Annotated in this window: 17 protein-coding genes; 7 read left to right on the forward strand and 10 right to left on the reverse strand. The window is 73.4% G+C overall.

Annotation, left to right across the window (positions count from 1 at the left end; genetic code table 11):
* Nucleotides 1-3 precede the first annotated feature (3 nt).
* Both ABZ192_RS40015 and ABZ192_RS40020 read left to right on the forward strand, forming a co-directional pair.
* Nucleotides 4-834 carry a DeoR/GlpR family DNA-binding transcription regulator gene (locus ABZ192_RS40015; RefSeq protein ID WP_356929381.1) on the forward strand — a complete coding sequence of 277 codons (831 nt, stop codon included), beginning with the start codon at nucleotides 4-6 and terminating at the stop codon, nucleotides 832-834.
* Between the two features lie 64 nt (nucleotides 835-898).
* A complete protein-coding gene (locus tag ABZ192_RS40020) occupies nucleotides 899-1,366 on the forward strand; it encodes an SRPBCC family protein (RefSeq protein ID WP_356929382.1) in 468 nt (155 codons plus the stop codon).
* Nucleotides 1,367-1,389: 23 nt separating this feature from the next.
* Here the strand turns inward: ABZ192_RS40020 and ABZ192_RS40025 are convergent, their stop codons facing one another.
* A complete protein-coding gene (locus ABZ192_RS40025) occupies nucleotides 1,390-2,514 on the reverse strand; it encodes a PLP-dependent cysteine synthase family protein (protein WP_356929383.1) in 1,125 nt (374 codons plus the stop codon).
* A gap of 403 nt (nucleotides 2,515-2,917) precedes the next feature.
* Between ABZ192_RS40025 and ABZ192_RS40030 the strand changes: the two genes are divergently transcribed.
* Both ABZ192_RS40030 and ABZ192_RS40035 read left to right on the forward strand, forming a co-directional pair.
* Complete coding sequence (locus tag ABZ192_RS40030) at nucleotides 2,918-3,241, forward strand: hypothetical protein (RefSeq protein ID WP_086563123.1); 324 nt, start codon at nucleotides 2,918-2,920, stop codon at nucleotides 3,239-3,241.
* Nucleotides 3,242-3,424: 183 nt separating this feature from the next.
* Complete coding sequence (locus ABZ192_RS40035; protein ID WP_356929384.1) at nucleotides 3,425-3,958, forward strand: ATP-binding protein; 534 nt, start codon at nucleotides 3,425-3,427, stop codon at nucleotides 3,956-3,958.
* Between the two features lie 53 nt (nucleotides 3,959-4,011).
* Here the strand turns inward: ABZ192_RS40035 and ABZ192_RS40040 are convergent, their stop codons facing one another.
* Genes ABZ192_RS40040 through ABZ192_RS40050 form a run of 3 tightly spaced genes read right to left on the reverse strand, consistent with a single transcriptional unit; the run spans nucleotide 4,012 to nucleotide 7,591 of the window.
* On the reverse strand, nucleotides 4,012-6,558 hold the full coding sequence (locus ABZ192_RS40040) for an FtsX-like permease family protein (RefSeq protein WP_356929385.1): 2,547 nt from the start codon (nucleotides 6,556-6,558) through the stop codon (nucleotides 4,012-4,014).
* The gene (locus ABZ192_RS40045) at nucleotides 6,555-7,313 is read right to left on the reverse strand and encodes an ABC transporter ATP-binding protein (protein WP_356929386.1); all 759 of its coding nucleotides are present in this window, start codon (nucleotides 7,311-7,313) and stop codon (nucleotides 6,555-6,557) included. The genes ABZ192_RS40040 and ABZ192_RS40045 overlap by 4 nt, the downstream gene beginning before the upstream one ends.
* A complete protein-coding gene (locus ABZ192_RS40050) occupies nucleotides 7,310-7,591 on the reverse strand; it encodes an SHOCT domain-containing protein (protein ID WP_356929387.1) in 282 nt (93 codons plus the stop codon). Before ABZ192_RS40050 ends, ABZ192_RS40045 begins: the two co-directional genes overlap by 4 nt.
* A 173-nt stretch (nucleotides 7,592-7,764) precedes the next feature.
* Between ABZ192_RS40050 and ABZ192_RS40055 the strand changes: the two genes are divergently transcribed.
* Nucleotides 7,765-8,343 (forward strand): TetR/AcrR family transcriptional regulator, encoded by a 579-nt coding sequence (locus ABZ192_RS40055; RefSeq protein ID WP_356929388.1) that lies wholly within the window; start codon nucleotides 7,765-7,767, stop codon nucleotides 8,341-8,343.
* A gap of 10 nt (nucleotides 8,344-8,353) precedes the next feature.
* Nucleotides 8,354-8,932: a DUF4865 family protein gene (locus tag ABZ192_RS40060; RefSeq protein ID WP_356929389.1), complete on the forward strand. Its 579-nt coding sequence runs from the start codon at nucleotides 8,354-8,356 to the stop codon at nucleotides 8,930-8,932.
* A 171-nt stretch (nucleotides 8,933-9,103) separates the two neighbouring features.
* Here ABZ192_RS40060 and ABZ192_RS40065 read toward each other — a convergent pair whose 3' ends face one another.
* The 4 genes from ABZ192_RS40065 to ABZ192_RS40080 all read right to left on the reverse strand — a co-directional run bounded on the left by ABZ192_RS40065 (nucleotide 9,104) and on the right by ABZ192_RS40080 (nucleotide 12,514).
* Nucleotides 9,104-9,526: a PPOX class F420-dependent oxidoreductase gene (locus ABZ192_RS40065; RefSeq protein WP_356929390.1), complete on the reverse strand. Its 423-nt coding sequence runs from the start codon at nucleotides 9,524-9,526 to the stop codon at nucleotides 9,104-9,106.
* 19 nt (nucleotides 9,527-9,545) lie between these two features.
* On the reverse strand, nucleotides 9,546-10,436 hold the full coding sequence (locus tag ABZ192_RS40070; RefSeq protein ID WP_356929391.1) for an NAD(P)-dependent oxidoreductase: 891 nt from the start codon (nucleotides 10,434-10,436) through the stop codon (nucleotides 9,546-9,548).
* Nucleotides 10,437-10,594: 158 nt separating this feature from the next.
* A complete protein-coding gene (locus tag ABZ192_RS40075) occupies nucleotides 10,595-11,836 on the reverse strand; it encodes an ROK family protein (RefSeq protein ID WP_356929392.1) in 1,242 nt (413 codons plus the stop codon).
* Nucleotides 11,837-11,872: 36 nt separating this feature from the next.
* Nucleotides 11,873-12,514, reverse strand: a complete 642-nt coding sequence (locus ABZ192_RS40080) for an alpha-ketoglutarate-dependent dioxygenase AlkB (protein ID WP_356929393.1) — start codon at nucleotides 12,512-12,514, stop codon at nucleotides 11,873-11,875.
* A gap of 87 nt (nucleotides 12,515-12,601) precedes the next feature.
* Here ABZ192_RS40080 and ABZ192_RS40085 point away from each other — a divergent pair, with 87 nt between their 5' ends.
* Entirely contained in the window at nucleotides 12,602-13,735 is a 1,134-nt protein-coding gene (locus ABZ192_RS40085; protein WP_356929397.1) for a methyltransferase, read from the forward strand.
* Here ABZ192_RS40085 and ABZ192_RS40090 read toward each other — a convergent pair.
* Together ABZ192_RS40090 and ABZ192_RS40095 are read right to left on the reverse strand one after the other, a co-directional pair.
* Nucleotides 13,725-14,585, reverse strand: a complete 861-nt coding sequence (locus ABZ192_RS40090; protein ID WP_356929394.1) for a class II fructose-bisphosphate aldolase — start codon at nucleotides 14,583-14,585, stop codon at nucleotides 13,725-13,727. The two genes, ABZ192_RS40085 and ABZ192_RS40090, sit on opposite strands and share 11 nt — an antisense overlap.
* A 13-nt stretch (nucleotides 14,586-14,598) precedes the next feature.
* Nucleotides 14,599-15,480 (reverse strand): sugar isomerase, encoded by an 882-nt coding sequence (locus tag ABZ192_RS40095; protein WP_356929395.1) that lies wholly within the window; start codon nucleotides 15,478-15,480, stop codon nucleotides 14,599-14,601.
* Nucleotides 15,481-15,682: the final 202 nt, after the last annotated feature.

The raw sequence follows: 15,682 nt of genomic DNA on the forward strand, positions 1-15,682 counted from the left end.
TACGTGAGCGAGAATCAGAACCTCCTCGCGGAGCAGCGGCGATCCCTGATCCTCGACGAGGTCCGCCGCCGGGGCGGTGTCCGGGTCAACGAGCTGACCCGCAAGCTCGGCGTGTCGGACATGACGGTCCGCCGCGACCTCGACGCGCTCGCCCGCCAGGGCATGCTGGAGAAGGTCCACGGCGGCGCGGTCCCGGTGGTCGAGGCGAGTACGCACGAACCCGGCTTCGAGGCGAAGTCGGGGCTGGAGCTGACCGCCAAGGAGGACATCGCGCGGGCGGCGGCCAAGCTGGTCGCGCCGGGCGCGGCGATCGCCCTGTCCGGCGGCACGACGACGTACGCGCTGGCGCAGCAGCTGCTGGACGTGCCGGACCTGACGGTGGTCACCAACTCGGTGCGGGTGGCCGACGTCTTCCACGCGGCGCAGCGCACCTCGGGCCCGCGGCAGGGCGCGGCGACGGTCGTGTTGACCGGCGGTGTGCGCACCCCGTCCGACTCGCTGGTGGGACCGGTCGCCGACCAGGCGATCGCGGCGCTCCACTTCGACCTGCTGTTCCTCGGGGTGCACGGCATATCGGTCGAGGCCGGCCTGTCGACGCCGAACCTCGCGGAGGCGGAGACGAACCGGCGGCTCGTGCAGTCGGCCCGGCGGGTCGTGGTGGTCGCCGACCACACCAAGTGGGGCAAGGTGGGCCTGAGTTCGTTCGCCTCGCTGGAGCGGATCGACACTCTCGTGACGGACTCCGGCCTGCCGGACGAGGCGCGCGGGGTCGTCGTGGAGCATCTGCGGCGGCTGGTGGTGGCCGGGGAGCCCGACGAAGAGGCAGACAGCTGACAGGTCGCCAGCTACTGTGACGCTGCCGGTCATCGCCCGCTCCCCTGCCAGGAGGGCTTCGTCCATGGCTCACCGTCTGCGCCCCGTGGGGCTCGACTTCGTCCGGGCCGCGCCCGTACGGCATGTCTCCGAGCGGGAGATCTCCGCTCCGGTGGAGGCGGTCTACCGGGCTCTGGAGGACGTGCCCGGCTGGGCCGACTGGTTTCCGCAGGTGACGGCCGCCCGCCCGATCGACGGCGGGAAGGGGCGCGACATCCGGCTCATCGGCGGCGTCCGGTTCCGGGAGTCGATCATCGCGGCGACGGAACCCGAGGTGTACGCCTATCGCGTCGACGTCACCAACGTGCCCGGGGTGCGCGCGATCGCCGAGGAGTGGCGGCTCGCCCCCGCCGGTACCGGGACCCGGGTGCGGTGGACGTTCGCGACCGACGGGACGGCGGCGTACCGGCTCGCCATGAAGCCGGTACGGGCGGCTCAGGCCAAGGCCTTCCGGGACGCCGTGACGGCGCTGGACGGGAGGCTGACGGCGTAGCGCCGCCGGCCCGGGGCGTCCTCTCAGTCGGGCCAGACGCCCGTCTCCAGCAGCGAGTCGATCGCGGCCGTGTACGGCGCGATGTCCAGGCCCTGGGCCGCCAGCCAGGTGTCGGAGTAGTACTTGTCGAGATACCGGTCCCCCGGGTCGCACAGCAGCGTCACGACGCTCCCCTGCCGCCCCTCGGACACCATCTCCGCGACGATCTTCAGTGCGCTCCACAGGCCCGTACCGGTCGAGCCGCCCGCCTTGCGGCCGATGGCGCGCTCCAGTGCCCGTACCGCGGCGACGCTGGCCGCGTCGGGCACCTTCATCATCCGGTCGATCGCGCCGGGCACGAAGCTCGGTTCCATCCGGGGCCGGCCGACGCCCTCGATCCGGGAGCCGCAGTCGCAGGTGACGTCCGGATCGCCGGTGGTCCAGCCCTCGAAGAAGCACGAGTTCTCGGGGTCGGCCACGCAGACGCGGGTGTCGTACTGCATGTAGTGCACGTAGCGCGCGAGGGTCGCCGAAGTGCCGCCCGTGCCCGCCGTGGCGACGATCCACGCCGGCTCGGGGAACCGCTCCATCCGCAGCTGCCGGAAGATGGACTCGGCGATGTTGTTGTTGCCACGCCAGTCCGTGGCCCGTTCGGCGTAGGTGAACTGGTCCATGTAGTGGCCGCCGGTCTCTGCCGCGAGGCGGGCGGACTCCTCGTACATCGTGCGGGGGTCGTCCACGAAGTGGCACTGCCCGGCGTGGAACTCGATGAGGCGGATCTTCTCCGCGCTGGTCGTGCGCGGCATCACGGCGATGAAGGGCACGCCGACGAGCTTCGCGAAGTACGCCTCGGAGACGGCCGTCGAGCCGCTGGAGGCCTCGATCACCGGGCGGCCCGGCCGGATCCAGCCGTTGCACAGGCCGTAGAGGAAGAGGGAGCGGGCGAGCCGGTGCTTGAGGCTGCCGGTGGGGTGGGTGGACTCGTCCTTCAGGTACAGGTCGACGCCCCACCGCTCGGGCAGGGGGAACTGGAGGAGGTGCGTGTCGGCCGAGCGGTTGGCGTCGGCCTGGACTCTGCGGACGGCTTCTTTCAGCCATGCGCGGTAGGCGGTGTCGCTGTGGTCGACGTCGAGGGTGACGCCGGTCCGGGTCTGCTGGGGGGTGCTCACGAGGGGGCTCCTAACGCTGCGCGCCGACGACGCGTCGCGCGGCCGACACCCCCGATCATAAGCACCTGACACACGCTTCTCACCTGCATAAACGCACCTTTGAGCCCCCCAAAGCGCCCCCTGGGGCAGAGCCGGTGCAAGGGGGCGCGCGGTCCAGGGGGCGCACTTGCGTGTGTGCTCCGGGCGCCCCCTGGAGAGGGGGTCCGCTGTACTGGTGCTCGACGCCGGGTGGGGGCAGACTTCACCGCGGGACCGGGACCCCGGACGGGGTACCGGCAAGGGGTACGACGCACCACCGGAGCAAGCCTCCGGACGGGGGCACACTGGATCAGGACACGAGTCCGTGCCGGGTACCGCGCAGCGGGCGGGCCGGTGCACCGACGCGCACAAGGGGGCGGGTGGCATGGCGGAGCCGGAGTTCAGGGCCACGGGCGTGCGGATCGGGAAGCGGCTGCGTTCGCTCACACGGGCCGGCCAGGTCCGGATCAGTGACGGCCGGCTCGAGCTGCTGACCAGTTACGGCAGTGAGATCGACAGCGCGCCGGTGCAGGCGGTGCGCGCCTCCAAGCCCTGGTTCGGCCCCGATGACCGGGCCACGGCGGATCTCAACGGCAACCGGTACCTGCTCACCCTGGGCGATCACGACCCCGCTCCGGGCGAACCCGGTCCGCCGGCCGCGCGGCGCTTCATCGAGGCCGTGCGCCGGGCGGCGGGGCGCGGCGGCTGAGATGTCCGCGAGTTGCGGTCCCCCACCCCCTGCGTCACTCTGGTCTCACGTCACTCTGGGTTTACCGGCGATAACGCTGCGAACCAGCCCGCCGGCCACGACAGCGGGCGACAGCGTCACCAAGGCGCCCTGCTGGATCCGAACTCCGTGTTCTTCCGGACCTCACGTCGGGGAGTCGCAGCCGTGATCAGCTATCCAAGCAGGCACTGCACGGTGGAGCTCCAAGCCCTGCCGTCGCGGATCGGCCAGGTCCGCAGAATCGTCTCTGCGCAGTTGCGCTACTGGCACCTGGACGCTCTGATCGACCGGGCCTCGCTCGGGGTGACGGAGCTGCTGTCCAACGTCCACCGGCATGCCCAGCCCGACAAGACGTGCACCGTGGAGATAGAGCTGCTGCTCGACCGGCTCACGGTCTCGGTACGCGACCACGACCCGCGGATGCCCGTGGTGGACGACGCCGAACCGCTGGCGACCTGCGGGCGCGGGCTCGCGATGGTGGCCGCCATGAGCGAGAGCTGGGGCGTCCGCCCGGACGGCGAGTGCGGCAAGGTCGTCTGGTTCACCCTCCCGACGTCCTCCGCCGCGGTCGCGGCGCCGTCGCGCCGGGCACGGCGCACGGTCCTGGAGAAACCCGCGCGCAGGTTCGCGGAGGTCGGGCACGCCGCGGACGGACTGCGGCCCGAACATGCTCCCGCCCGGTCCGCCGTTGCCGGTTGACCGGGCGGTGACCACCGTTCGCACGGGGGTCGCGTAGGCGGGCATCCCCCGGGTCACTCGATGGCGATGGCGCGCAGCACGTCCAGGCGTGCCGCGCGCCGGGCCGGGCGCAGCCCCGCGAGGGCGCCGGCCATGAGACCCACGAGGGCCACGACCGCGAGCTGCGCGGGCGGCACGGCGAAGGCGAACTCGCTGTCGCTGCTGCCGTCCGAGGCCCTGACGAGGACCCAGCCGAGGAAGGCGCCGAGAGCGAGCCCGCCGGCCGTGCCGAAGGCGGCGACCAGGATCGACTCCCAGCGGACCATGGCCCGCAACTGGGAGCGGGTCTGGCCGACGGCCCGCAGCAGGCCGAGTTCACGGGTGCGTTCGTGGATGGCCAGGGTCAAGGTGTTGGCGATGCCGAGGAGCGCGATGACCACGGCGAGGGCGAGCAGGGCGTAGACCAGGGTGAGCATCATGTCGATGCCGCCGGCCGAGGACTGCGCGTACTCGTCGCGGGTCTGGACCTCCGGGTTGCCGTACCGGGCGGCGGTCTTCTCCACCGCCGCCTTGCCCGCGTCCGTGCTCACGCCGTCCTCGAACGTGACGGCGACGAGGGTGCGGTGCGGGGCCCAGGCGGCGCGGGTGATGACGTAGTCGCCGGCGAGTTCGGACGGGCCGTAGACCGCGCGGACGGTGAACGTCTCCTTGCTGCCGTCGGTGAAGGCGAGCTGGGCCTTCCCGCCGGTGGTGAGGTGCTGCCTGGCGGCTTCCTTCTCGGTGACGGCGATGCCGTCGGTGCCGAGGCCGCGCATCGAGCCGTCGATCCTGCCGAGGTCGAAGGTGCGTTCCAGGGCGACCGGGTCGGTGACCGTGAGGGCCCGGCCCTCGCCGTCGACCTCGGCGACACCCCGGCCGAGTCCGACCGCCGTGTCCACCTCGGGCAGTTCCTGGACCGCGCCGGCCAGCCCCGGGCTCAGTCCGCTGCCGCCCGCGCCGAACGACGGGGCACTGACGGCGACGTCGCCCGCGAAGGACCGGGACACGGTCTGGTCCATGGTGGCCTTCAGCGAGGCGCCGAACACCGTGAACAGCGACACGACGGCCACGCCGATCATCAGGGCACTGGCGGTGGCCGCGGTGCGCTTCGGACTGCGCAGGGCATTGCGCCGGGCCAGCGCGCCGGTGACGCCGCGCAGCCGGCCGAGCGGGCTGCCGAGGATCCGGACGGCGGTGGTGGAGGCGACCGGGCCGAGCACCACGAACGCGACCAGGGCCAGTGCGGCGCCGGAACCCGCCAGCCAGACGGACGGTGACACGAGGACACCGGCCAGGGCGAGGGCGACGCCCAGCGCGATCAGGCCGGTGCCGGTGACCGCCCGCAGGCGGGACGCGCCGGAGGTGTCGACGGCCGTCTCGCGCAGGGCGGCGAGCGGTGCGGTGCGTCCGGCGCGTACGGCGGGCAGCAGGGCGGAACCCAGGCAGACCACGATGCCGACGGACAGCGGCAGCGCCAGGGAGAGGCCCTTGACGACCAAGTCGCCCTCGGGGAACGGGAAGCCGATGGCCGGGAACAGTGCCTGGAGTCCGGCCGCGATGCCGATGCCGCCCGCCAGGCCGGCCAGGGACGCGGTCACGGCCACGGTGGTGGCCTCCACCAGGGTGGTGACGGTGACCTGGCGGCGAGAGGCGCCCAGCGCCCGCAACAGTGCGTTCTCGCGGGTGCGTTGGGCGACGACGATGGCGAAGGTGTTGTGGATGGAGAAGGTCGCCACCAGCAAGGCGATGCCGGAGAACACCAGCAGGAAGAGCGTGAAGATGTCCAGGAACTGACTGGAGATCATCTCGGTGTTCTCCTCGGCCGACTCCTGGCCGGTGATGGCCTCGACGCCCTTGGGCAGGGCGGGCGTCAGACGCTCGACGAGTTCCTCCTGGCTGACGCCGGGTCCGGCGCGCACCTGGATGCTCGCCGCCTCGCCCGGCCTGGCCGTGAGGTACTTCTCCGCGTCGGCCACGGTCATCCCGGTGAAGGTCACCTGTGCCATGCCGTCCTGACCGCCGAAGGTGGCGAGGCCGACGACGGTCACCCGGACCGGGTCGGGAGTGCGCAGGACGGTCGTGTCGCCGATCTTCAGGCCGCCCTTCTCGGCGGTGCCGCGGTTGACGACGACCTCGCCGGACTTCCGCGGGGCGCGCCCCTCGGCCAGCCGGTACGGATTGAGCTTCGGGTCGGTGATCCAGTTGCCGGCGAGAGTGGGCGGGCCCTGGCCGCCGATCGGGTCGCCGTTCGCGCCCACGAGCTGCCCGGCGCCCTGGATGTTCGGCACGGCGGCCGCGACGCCCGGGACCTTCTCCACGGTCCCGACCAGGCCGGTGGCGACCGGCTGCCGTACGCCCTGGCTCTCGCCGGGCGTGGTGATGGCGTCGGCGCTGCGGACCACGGCGTCGGTGCCGCTGGTCGCGTTGCCGAACATCGAGTCAAAACCGGCGCGCAGTGTGTCGCCCATGACGAGCGTCCCGGCGAGGAACGCCACGCCCAGGAACACGGCGAGGAACGTACCGGCGAAGCGCCGCCGGTGGGCGCGCAGGGAGGACACGCTCAGGCGTACGGAGGCGTTCATGAGGGCACCTCGAAGGCCTTCATCCGGTCCAGGACCCGGTCGGCGGTCGGGGACTCCATGCGGTCGACCAGGCGTCCGTCGGCGAGGAAGACGACCTCGTCGGCGTGCGCGGCGGCCGCGGGGTCGTGAGTGACCATGACGACCGTGCGCCCCGTCTGGCGTACGGCGCGGCCGAGCAGGCCGAGCACCTCCTCGCCGGAGCGCGAGTCGAGGTTGCCGGTCGGCTCGTCCGCGAAGACGACGTCCGGCCGTCCGGCGAACGCCCGGGCCACCGCCACGCGTTGCTGCTGTCCGCCGGAGAGTTCGGCGGGCCGGTGGTGGAGCCGGTCACGCAGTCCGACGACGTCGATCAGCGCGTCGATCCACTCCGGGTCGCCCCGGCCGCCCGCCAGGTCCAGGGGCAGCCTGATGTTCTCGGCGACGGTGAGGGTCGGCACCAGGTTGTACGCCTGGAACACGAAGCCCACGCGGCCGCGGCGCAGGAGCGTGAGGCGGCGGTCGTCGAGGCCGCCCAGGTCGGTGTCGCCGATGCGGGCGGTGCCCGAGGTGAGCGTGTCCAGGCCGGCCGCGCAGTGCATCAGCGTGGACTTGCCGGAGCCCGAGGGCCCCATGATCGCGGTGAAGCGGCCGGCCGGGAAGCTCACGGTCACGCCGTCGAGGGCGCGTACGGCGGTGTCGCCACCGCCGTACACCTTCACCGCGTCGACGACCCGGGCGGCGGGCCGCGTGGTCGTCGTGGCGGTCGTCGTGGTCACGCCGCACCTCCCTTGCGGCCGAACTCCTCGTTCAGCACGGACAGCCGTCGCCAGTACTCGTCCTCGTCGATCTCGCCGGAGGCGAAGCGGTGTCCGAGCACGGTGATGGGCGAGTCGTTCCCGGCCGGGGGCTGCCGCCAGGGGCCGCCGCGGCGGCCGCGCCACACCGTGCGGCGCAGCAGCGCGACGCCGCCGCCGATGACCAGGGCCCAGATCACCGGGAAGAGCAGGATCCAGGGGCCGGGGCCGCCGTCACCGAAGTTCGCCAGGGTCTGCATGTCGTTCAACTCCTCGGACGCGTTGCTGCGATGTCCTGTCTGTCGCTTCCGAGCCTCGCCCCGCGCGGGGTCCCCGGTCGTCGTACGGCCAGCGGCAGTGCGCGTACCTCGCGGGGAGTAGACGGGCGCGGCACGGGTGCTTCCCCTGACCCTCGACTTCTGTACCTACTGGTATGTACAGTGCGCTCATGAGTACCTCGGAGCGGCTGATCGAGTCCACGCGCGAGCTGCTGTGGGAGCGCGGCTACGTGGGCACGAGCCCCAAGGCGATCCTGGAGCGCGCGGGCGCCGGGCAGGGCAGCATGTACCACCACTTCAAGGGCAAGCCGGACCTCGCGCTGGCCGCGATCCGGCGGACCGCCGAGGAGATGCGGGCTACCGCCGCGGGAGTACTCGACGGCCCGGGAACGCCGTACGAGCGCATCGAGGCGTATCTGCGGCGCGAGCGGGACGTGCTGCGGGGCTGCCCGATCGGCCGGCTGACCATGGACCCGGACGTGATCGCCAGCGCCGAACTGCGCGCCCCGGTCGACGAGACACTCGACTGGATCCGGGAGCGGATCGCCGGGATCGTCGAAGAGGGCAAGGAACAGGGGCGGTTCGCGCCCTCGCTGGACGGCGGGGAGATCGCCGCGGCGGTCGTCGCGACCGTCCAGGGCGGATACGTCCTGGCCCGTGCCTCCGGCTCCCCCGCCGCGTTCGACGCGGGCGTACGGGGGCTGCTGTCCCTGCTGGCACCCCGTCCCGCCTGAGGAGGCCCGCGTGCACGCCATGCAGTACGAGATCACCCTGCCCGCCGACTACGACATGGGCGTCATCCGCGACCGTGTCGCCCGCCGGGGGCATCTGCTCGACGGCTGGGACGGGCTCGGCCTCAAGGCCTATCTGACGCGCGAGCGCGGTCTGCGCGGCTCGCCGGTCAGCCAGTACGCGCCCTTCTATCTCTGGAACACCGTCGACGGCATGAACGCCTTCCTGTGGGGCGGCGGGTTCCAGGGGCTCAGTGACGACTTCGGGCGGCCGTCCGTGCGGCAGTGGACGGGGCTCGCGTACGAGGAAGGGGGCGGTGCGCACGCGCGGTTCGCGGTACGGCGGCGCCAACCCGTCCCGGACTCCGGGCCGCCCGCCGGGACGGTGGACGAGGCGGTGCGGGAGGTCCGGCGGCTGACGGCGCAGGACGGGGCCCTGCTCGCCGCGGCGGCCGTCGACACGAGCCGCTGGGAGCTGGTGCACTTCTCCCTCTGGGAGCACGACACCCCGAAGGCCGACGGCGACCTGTTCGAGGTGCTGCACCTGTCGGCACCGGGCCGGGACCGGCTGCCTCGGGGGCGCCGGTGGTGAGTGCGGTCCGCGCGGTGCGGTGATGCCGGCGTATGCGGGACGCCGTACGGGCCGCGCCGACGCCGGGTTCGGCGACCGGCTGCTGCTGGGGCGCGGACACCACGACGGCCGCCGCCCGCTCGGTGGGCGGCGGCCCCGGGTTGCCGTGTCTGACGGCGTGGCCTGCCGGTGTCAGCCCATGGCCTGGTCGTTGTCCTTCATCTCGCCCCAGCCGTGCCAGCGGTCGACCTCGATCCAGGCGCTGACCCGGGGCCGGACGCGGTTCGGGTAGGGCTTGCCGCCGTAGTGCCGGGAGAGCAGGTCGATGTCGGCCAGGTCCTTGTCGTCGTACATCTCGGTGACGCGGCCGATGAGGGTGATGTGGGTGTACCAGTTGTCGTCGGCGAGGACGGTGAGCGTCACGCGCGGGTCGCGGCGCAGGTGCTTCAGGCGGACCCGGCCCGCGTCGAGGTTGATCAGCACCCGGCCGTCCTTCCACGCGTACCACGTGGCGGTGGAGACCGGTGCGCCGTCGGAGCGCACGGTGGCCATGACGCACGGGTTGGGCCGGCTCAGCAGGGCTTCGGCCTCGGGCGGCAGCGGCGGCTTGGACACGGGGGAACCTCCCGGATGATCAGGCGGACGGGTTTTCGTCGAAACTCGCGAAGTAGGCGGCGGCCATGTCCTCGTCGCCGTGACCCTGGGCGGCGGCGCGCTCCATGCGGGCGGCGGCGGCTTCGGCCACGTCCAGGCGGACGCCGTGGCCCGCACCGGCCTCGACGATGAGGCGGGCGTCCTTGGCGGCGGTGGTCACCGCGAACTGGGGCGGGGTGAGCCGGTCTTCGAGGACCAGGCCGGACTTGGCGTGCAGATAGCCCATGTCGAGCGGACCGCCGGCGATGAGGTCGAGGAAACCGCGCGGGTCGACGTCGAGGGCCTTCGCCAGTGCCAGGGCCTCACCGGCGGCGGCCGTCACGGCGAGGACCCAGCTGTTGGCGACCAGCTTCAGCCGGGTGGCGCCGCCGGCCGCCCCGTCCTCGCCGGCCCACACGGTACGGGCGCCGACGGCGTCGAAGACGGGCGTCACCGTGTCCCGGCCCTCGACGGGGCCGGCGGCGAGCACGGTCAGCTGCCCGGCCTCGGCGGGCTGGCGGGTGCCCAGGACTGGCGCGTCGTAGAAGACCAGACCGTGCTCCTGGGCGAAGGCGGCGAGGTCACCGATGGCCTCGACGCCCGCGGTCGTGGACTGCACCCAGGCGGCGCCCTGGCGCAGGGCGGGGGCGGCCTCCCGCATCGTCTCCAGGGCGGCGGGGCCGTCGTGGAGCATGGTCAGCACGACGTCGCTGTCCCGGACCGCCTCCGCGGGAGTACCGGCGACGTGCACGCCCTCGGCGGCCAGCGGCTCGGCCTTGGCGCGGGTGCGGTTCCAGGCGTGGACGGCGTGCCCGGCGCGGGCCAGGTTGCGGGCCATCGCGGCGCCCATGATCCCGGTGCCCAGGACGCTCACAGTGAGCTTGTCGGTCATGACGTCAACTTCCTCGTTCGTACGGTGCGGGCGAGCCGCCTGCGGTCCAGCCTGCCCGCTCAGGCGCGAGCCTTCCCGGAAGCGGCGCGGACAAGCCCGTCGAGCGGTGCCTGATCGCCGACGAGCCCGTCCAGCCGGACACCCGGTTCCTCGTCCGGCTAGGTCAGCGCACCCAGGGGATCGTCCAGCACCGGCTGCCACGCCAGTTCCGCGGCGCCGACCAGGCTGTTGTGGTCGAGGGTGCACGGCAGGATGGGGACGCCGCCGCTCTGGCCCCACAGGCTGCGGTCGGCGACGACCGCGCGGAGCCGGCCGGGGTCGGCGTCGAGGAGGGTGCGGTGCAGGCCGCCGAGGATGATGCGGTCCGGGTTGAGGATGTTGACGAGACCGGCGAGTCCGAGGCCGAGCCGGTCGATGAGGGTCTCGGTGGCGGTGCGGACGCCCGGGTCGTCGTAGTGGTGGCGGACGAGGTCGATGGACTGCTGGAGCAGGGACACCTCGGGGCCCGGTTCGCGGCCCGCCGCCGTGAGGAAGGCCAGCGGGTCGGTCTCCACGTCCAGGCAGCCGCGGCTGCCGCAGTGGCAGGGGCGGCCCTCGGGGTGCACGGTGAGGTGGCCGACCTCCAGCGCGAGGCCCGAACTGCCCCGGTGCAGGCGGCCGTCGAGGACGAGCGCGCCGCCGACGCCCCGGTGGCCGGTGGCCACGCACAGCAGGTCGCGGGAGCCGCGTCCGGCGCCGTGCCGGTGCTCGGCGAGCGCGGCGAGGTTGACGTCGTTCGCGGCGAACGCCGGTCCGTCGAGGCCGGCCGCGCGCACCTGCTCGGCGAAGATGTCGCGTACGCGCGCGCCCGCGGGCCAGGCCAGGTGCAGCGGGTTGAGCGCCAGGCCCTCCGGTTCGGCGACCGCGGACGGTACGGCGAGTCCCGCCCCCACGCACCGGCGTCCGGTCTCGCGCAGCAGCTCGGCGCCCGCCGTGACGACGGAGGCGAGCACCTTCGCCGGGTCGGCGTCGACGACCTCGCAGCCCGGCGCGGTGGCGACGATCCGGCCGCCCAGCCCGACCAGTGCCGCCCGGAAGCCGTCGGCGTGCACCTGCGCGGCGAGCGCGACGGGCCCGTCCTCGGCGACGGCCAGCTTGTGCGAGGGCCGGCCCTGCGAGCCCGCCGCCGCGCCGGGCCGGGCGTCGACCCGGATCAGCCCGAGCGCCTCCAGTTCGGCGGCGACCGCCCCGGCCGTCGCCCGGGTCACGCCGAGCTCGGCGGTGAGTACGGCCCGGGTCGGCGCGCGTCCGGTGTGCACGAGCTCCAGCGCCGGTCCGAGCGCTCCGCGCCCCCGGTCCAGCCGCGTCCTCGTCGAGGTGGTCCCATCCCCCGCCTGCCGGGGGTCCGCCTTCCCGCTCATGAGGGCGAGTCTCCCATGATCCGCAGGGCCCGCGGCCTACAGGCCGCTGACCCGGAGCGTGATGTTGAGCCGTCCGGTCAGGCCGAGACCGGGCGGTGCCGTGCCTGCGTGTACCCGGGGGACTCCGTGGTAGGCGAGGCGGGACGGGCCGCCGAAGACGAACAGGTCGCCGCTGCGCAGCTCGACATCGGTCCAGGGCCGGGTGCGGGTCTCGGTGTTGCCGAAGCGGAACACGCAGGTGTCGCCGAGGCTCAGCGACACCACCGGCGCGTCGGACTTCTCGTCGCTGTCGCGGTGCATGCCCATCCGGGCGTCTGCGTCGTAGAAGTTGATCAGGGCGATGTCGTAGGCCGGTGCCGGTCCCTGGAGCGTGTCGCGGACCGCCCGGCGGCCCAGGTCGCCCAGCCACGCGGGGAACGGCTTCACCGGGGCGCCGTCGCCGTCGACGACCGTGCGGGCGTAGCCGTACGGGTACCAGTGCCGGCCGAGGCAGACCTGCCGGGCGGTCATGGTGCCGCCGCCGGGGGTGCGGACGGTGCGCAGCCCGGCCGGCGGGCGCGCCCAGTCGCGGCAGGCCTCCAGCAACTCGCGCTGCTCCTCGGGATCCAGCCAGTCCGGCACGTGCACCGCGCCCGGCACCACCCGCGTACGGGCTCGGGAGAACAGTTCGCCGTCCATGCCCCCATCCTCTCCTCTCCGCGCCTCTTCTCCCCGACCTGGGCTGAGCTGCGGCTCGGCTAGCCTGGACGCACGATGAACGACCGTATGACGACGCCCTGGGGCGAGCTCGCGCTGACCCGTTTCCCCGAGGACCCGCGCGACAGGCTGCGCGCCTGGGACGCCTCCGACGAGTACCTGCTGAGGTACCTGGCGCAGGAGGGGATCGTGCTGTCGGGCACCGTCGTGGTCGTCGGGGACCGCTGGGGTGCCCTGGTCACGGCGCTCGCGGAGCACCGGCCGGCGCAGATCACGGACTCCCATCTGACCCAGGAGGCGACCCGGGCCAATCTCGCGCGGCACGGTGTGGAGCCCGGCGCGGTCCGGTTGCTCACCACGCAGGATCCGCCGCCCGGCCGTGTCGACGTACTGCTCGTGCGGGTGCCGAAGAGCCTGGCACTGCTGGAGGACCAGTTGCTGCGGCTGGCGCCGGCGGTGCACGCGGGGACGGTCGTCGTGGGCGCGGGCATGGTGAAGGAGATCCACACCTCCACGCTGCGGCTGTTCGAGCGGATCCTCGGCCCGACCCGCACCTCGCTCGCCGAGAAGAAGGCCCGGCTGATCTTCTGCACGCCGGATCCGGCGCTGGAGCGGCCCGCCAGTCCGTGGCCGTACGTCTACACGCTCCCGGACGGCATCGGCCCGGCGTCGGGGCGCACGGTCGTGAATCACGCGGGTGTCTTCTGCGCCGACCGGCTCGACATCGGCACCCGGTTCTTCCTGGAGCATCTGCCGAGCGGCGGGGGCGGCCGGCGGGTGGTGGACCTGGGGTGCGGCAACGGCGTGGTCGGTACGGCGGTGGCGCTGGCCGACCCGGCGGCCGAGGTGCTGTTCGTCGACGAGTCGTTCCAGGCCGTGGCCTCGGCGGAGGCGACGTACAAGGCGAACGGGGTGCCGGGGCACGCCGAGTTCCGGGTCGGGGACGGGCTGGCGGGCGTGCCGGCCGACAGTGTGGACCTGGTCCTGAACAACCCGCCGTTCCACTCCCATCAGGCGACGACGGACGCCACGGCCTGGCGGATGTTCACGGGGGCGCGGCGTGCGCTGCGGCCGGGCGGTGAGCTGTGGGTGATCGGCAACCGGCATCTGGGCTACCACGTCAAGCTGCGGAAGCTGTTCGGCAACAGCCGGCTGGTGGCGAGCGATCCGAAGTTCGTGGTGCTGAAGGCCGTCAAGCGGTAGCCGCGCCGAGGGTGTGGAGGGTCCGCGCCACCGTCCGGGCCATCGCGTCCCGCGCCACTGTCAGGTAGCCGCGCGGGTCGACCGCCTCGGGCCGGTCGGCGAGGAACTCCCGGATCGCGCCGGTCAGCGCGATGTTCAGGGCCGTGCCGATGTTGACTTTGGTGATGCCGCCCGCGACCGCCGCCGTGAGTTCGCCGTCCGGGACGCCGGAGGAGCCGTGCAGGACGAGCGGGACGTCCAGCGCGGCCGACAGTTGTTTGAGCAGGGCGTGGTCGAGGGTGGCGGTGCGGGTCGTCATGGCGTGGGCGCTGCCGATGGCGACGGCCAGGGCGTCCACGCCCGAGTCGGCGACGAAGGCCCGGGCCTCGTCGGGGTCGGTGCGTGCGCCCGGGGCGTGCGCGTCCAGCGGGGGTCTGCCGTTCTTGCCCCCGATCTGCCCCAACTCGGCCTCGATCCACAGTCCTTGCGCGTGTGCCCGGTCGACCGCCGCCCGGGTCGCGGCGAGGTTCTGCTCGTAGGGCAGCCGGGCCGCGTCGTACATCACGGAGCTGAAGCCGGCCTCCGCGGCCTGGTGCAGCAGGGCCTCGCTCTGCACGTGGTCGAGGTGCAACGCGACGGGTACGGCGGCCCGTTCCGCCGCGGCGGCGGCCGCGCGGGCGAGCGGGAGCAGCTGCCCGCCGTGGAACTTGACCGCGTTCTCACTGATCTGGAGCACGACGGGGGCGGGCACGGACTCGGCGCCCGCGAGGACCGCCTCGACGTGTTCCAGCGTGATGACGTTGAAGGAGGCGACGACCGAACGGGCCGCGGCGGCGCGGGTGACGAGCTCGCCGGTGGTGGTCAGGGGCACGGTGGCTCCAGGGTCAGTGGGCGAGGATCACCGAGCGGGTGAGGTGGCGGGGCCGGTCCGGGTCGAGGCCGCGGGCGGCGGCGACGGCGACCGCGAGGCGCTGGGCCCGGACGAGTTCGGCCAGGGGGTCGAGCCGGCCCTCGATCCACAGCCCGCCGGTGGAGCGCACCTGGTCGGCCAGCCCGTCGGGTGCCTCGCCGATCATCCAGGTCGCGGTGCCGCTCGTGGTGACACTGATGGGCCCGTGCCGGTATTCCATCGCCGGGTAGGCCTCCGCCCAGGACAGCGACGCCTCGCGCATCTTCAGCGCGGCCTCGTTGGCCAGGCCGACGGTCCAGCAGCGTCCCAGGAAGGTGAACTGGGCGCAGTCGACGAGGCCTTCGGGCAGGGGTTCGGTCAGGGCCGTGCGCGCGTCGGTGACGGCGGTGTCGGGGTGCAGGCCGAGGTGGGCGCGCAGGAGGGTGAGGGCCGTGGTGGCGAACCGGGTCTGTACGACGGAGCGTTCGTCCGCGAAGTCCAGGACGGCGAGCCGGTCGGCTGCCGCGCGCACGGGCGCGTCCGGGTCGGCGGTGATCGCGGTGGTGCGGGTGCGGCCCTTCAGCCTGCCCAGCAGGTCGAGGACCTCGGTCGTGGTGCCGGAGCGGGTGAGGGCGACGACCCGGTCGTAGGCGCGGCCGTACGGGAACTCCGAGGCGGCGAACGCGTCGGTCTCGCCCTGGCCCGCGCCCTCGCGCAGGGCGGCGGCCGCCTGCGCCATGAAGTACGAGGTGCCGCAGCCGACGATCGCGACCCGCTCCCCCGGCGCCGGCAGCACCTCCGCGTAGCCGGCCGCCCGTGACGCGGCGCCCGCCCAGCACTCGGGCTGGCTGGTGAGCTCGTCCTCGACATGCGTCATGCCGCATCCTCCACTCTGTTTATTCCTGCAAGATATCGCCAACTTTCGAACAATATCAAGCATGCAGGCCGGATCGTTCCCCGCCCGTCCGGCGGGCCGCCCGCCTGGGGCCTGTCGTTTGGATCAGGTCGCAGGGAACCGACAGCGCTGATCAGCGCCGGTGAGCGGGGTCTGGTGCGGGCAGCTGCAAGGCGGAGGAGGG

This window comes from Streptomyces sp. NPDC006235 (assembly GCF_040613735.1).
GTDB lineage: Bacteria > Actinomycetota > Actinomycetes > Streptomycetales > Streptomycetaceae > Streptomyces.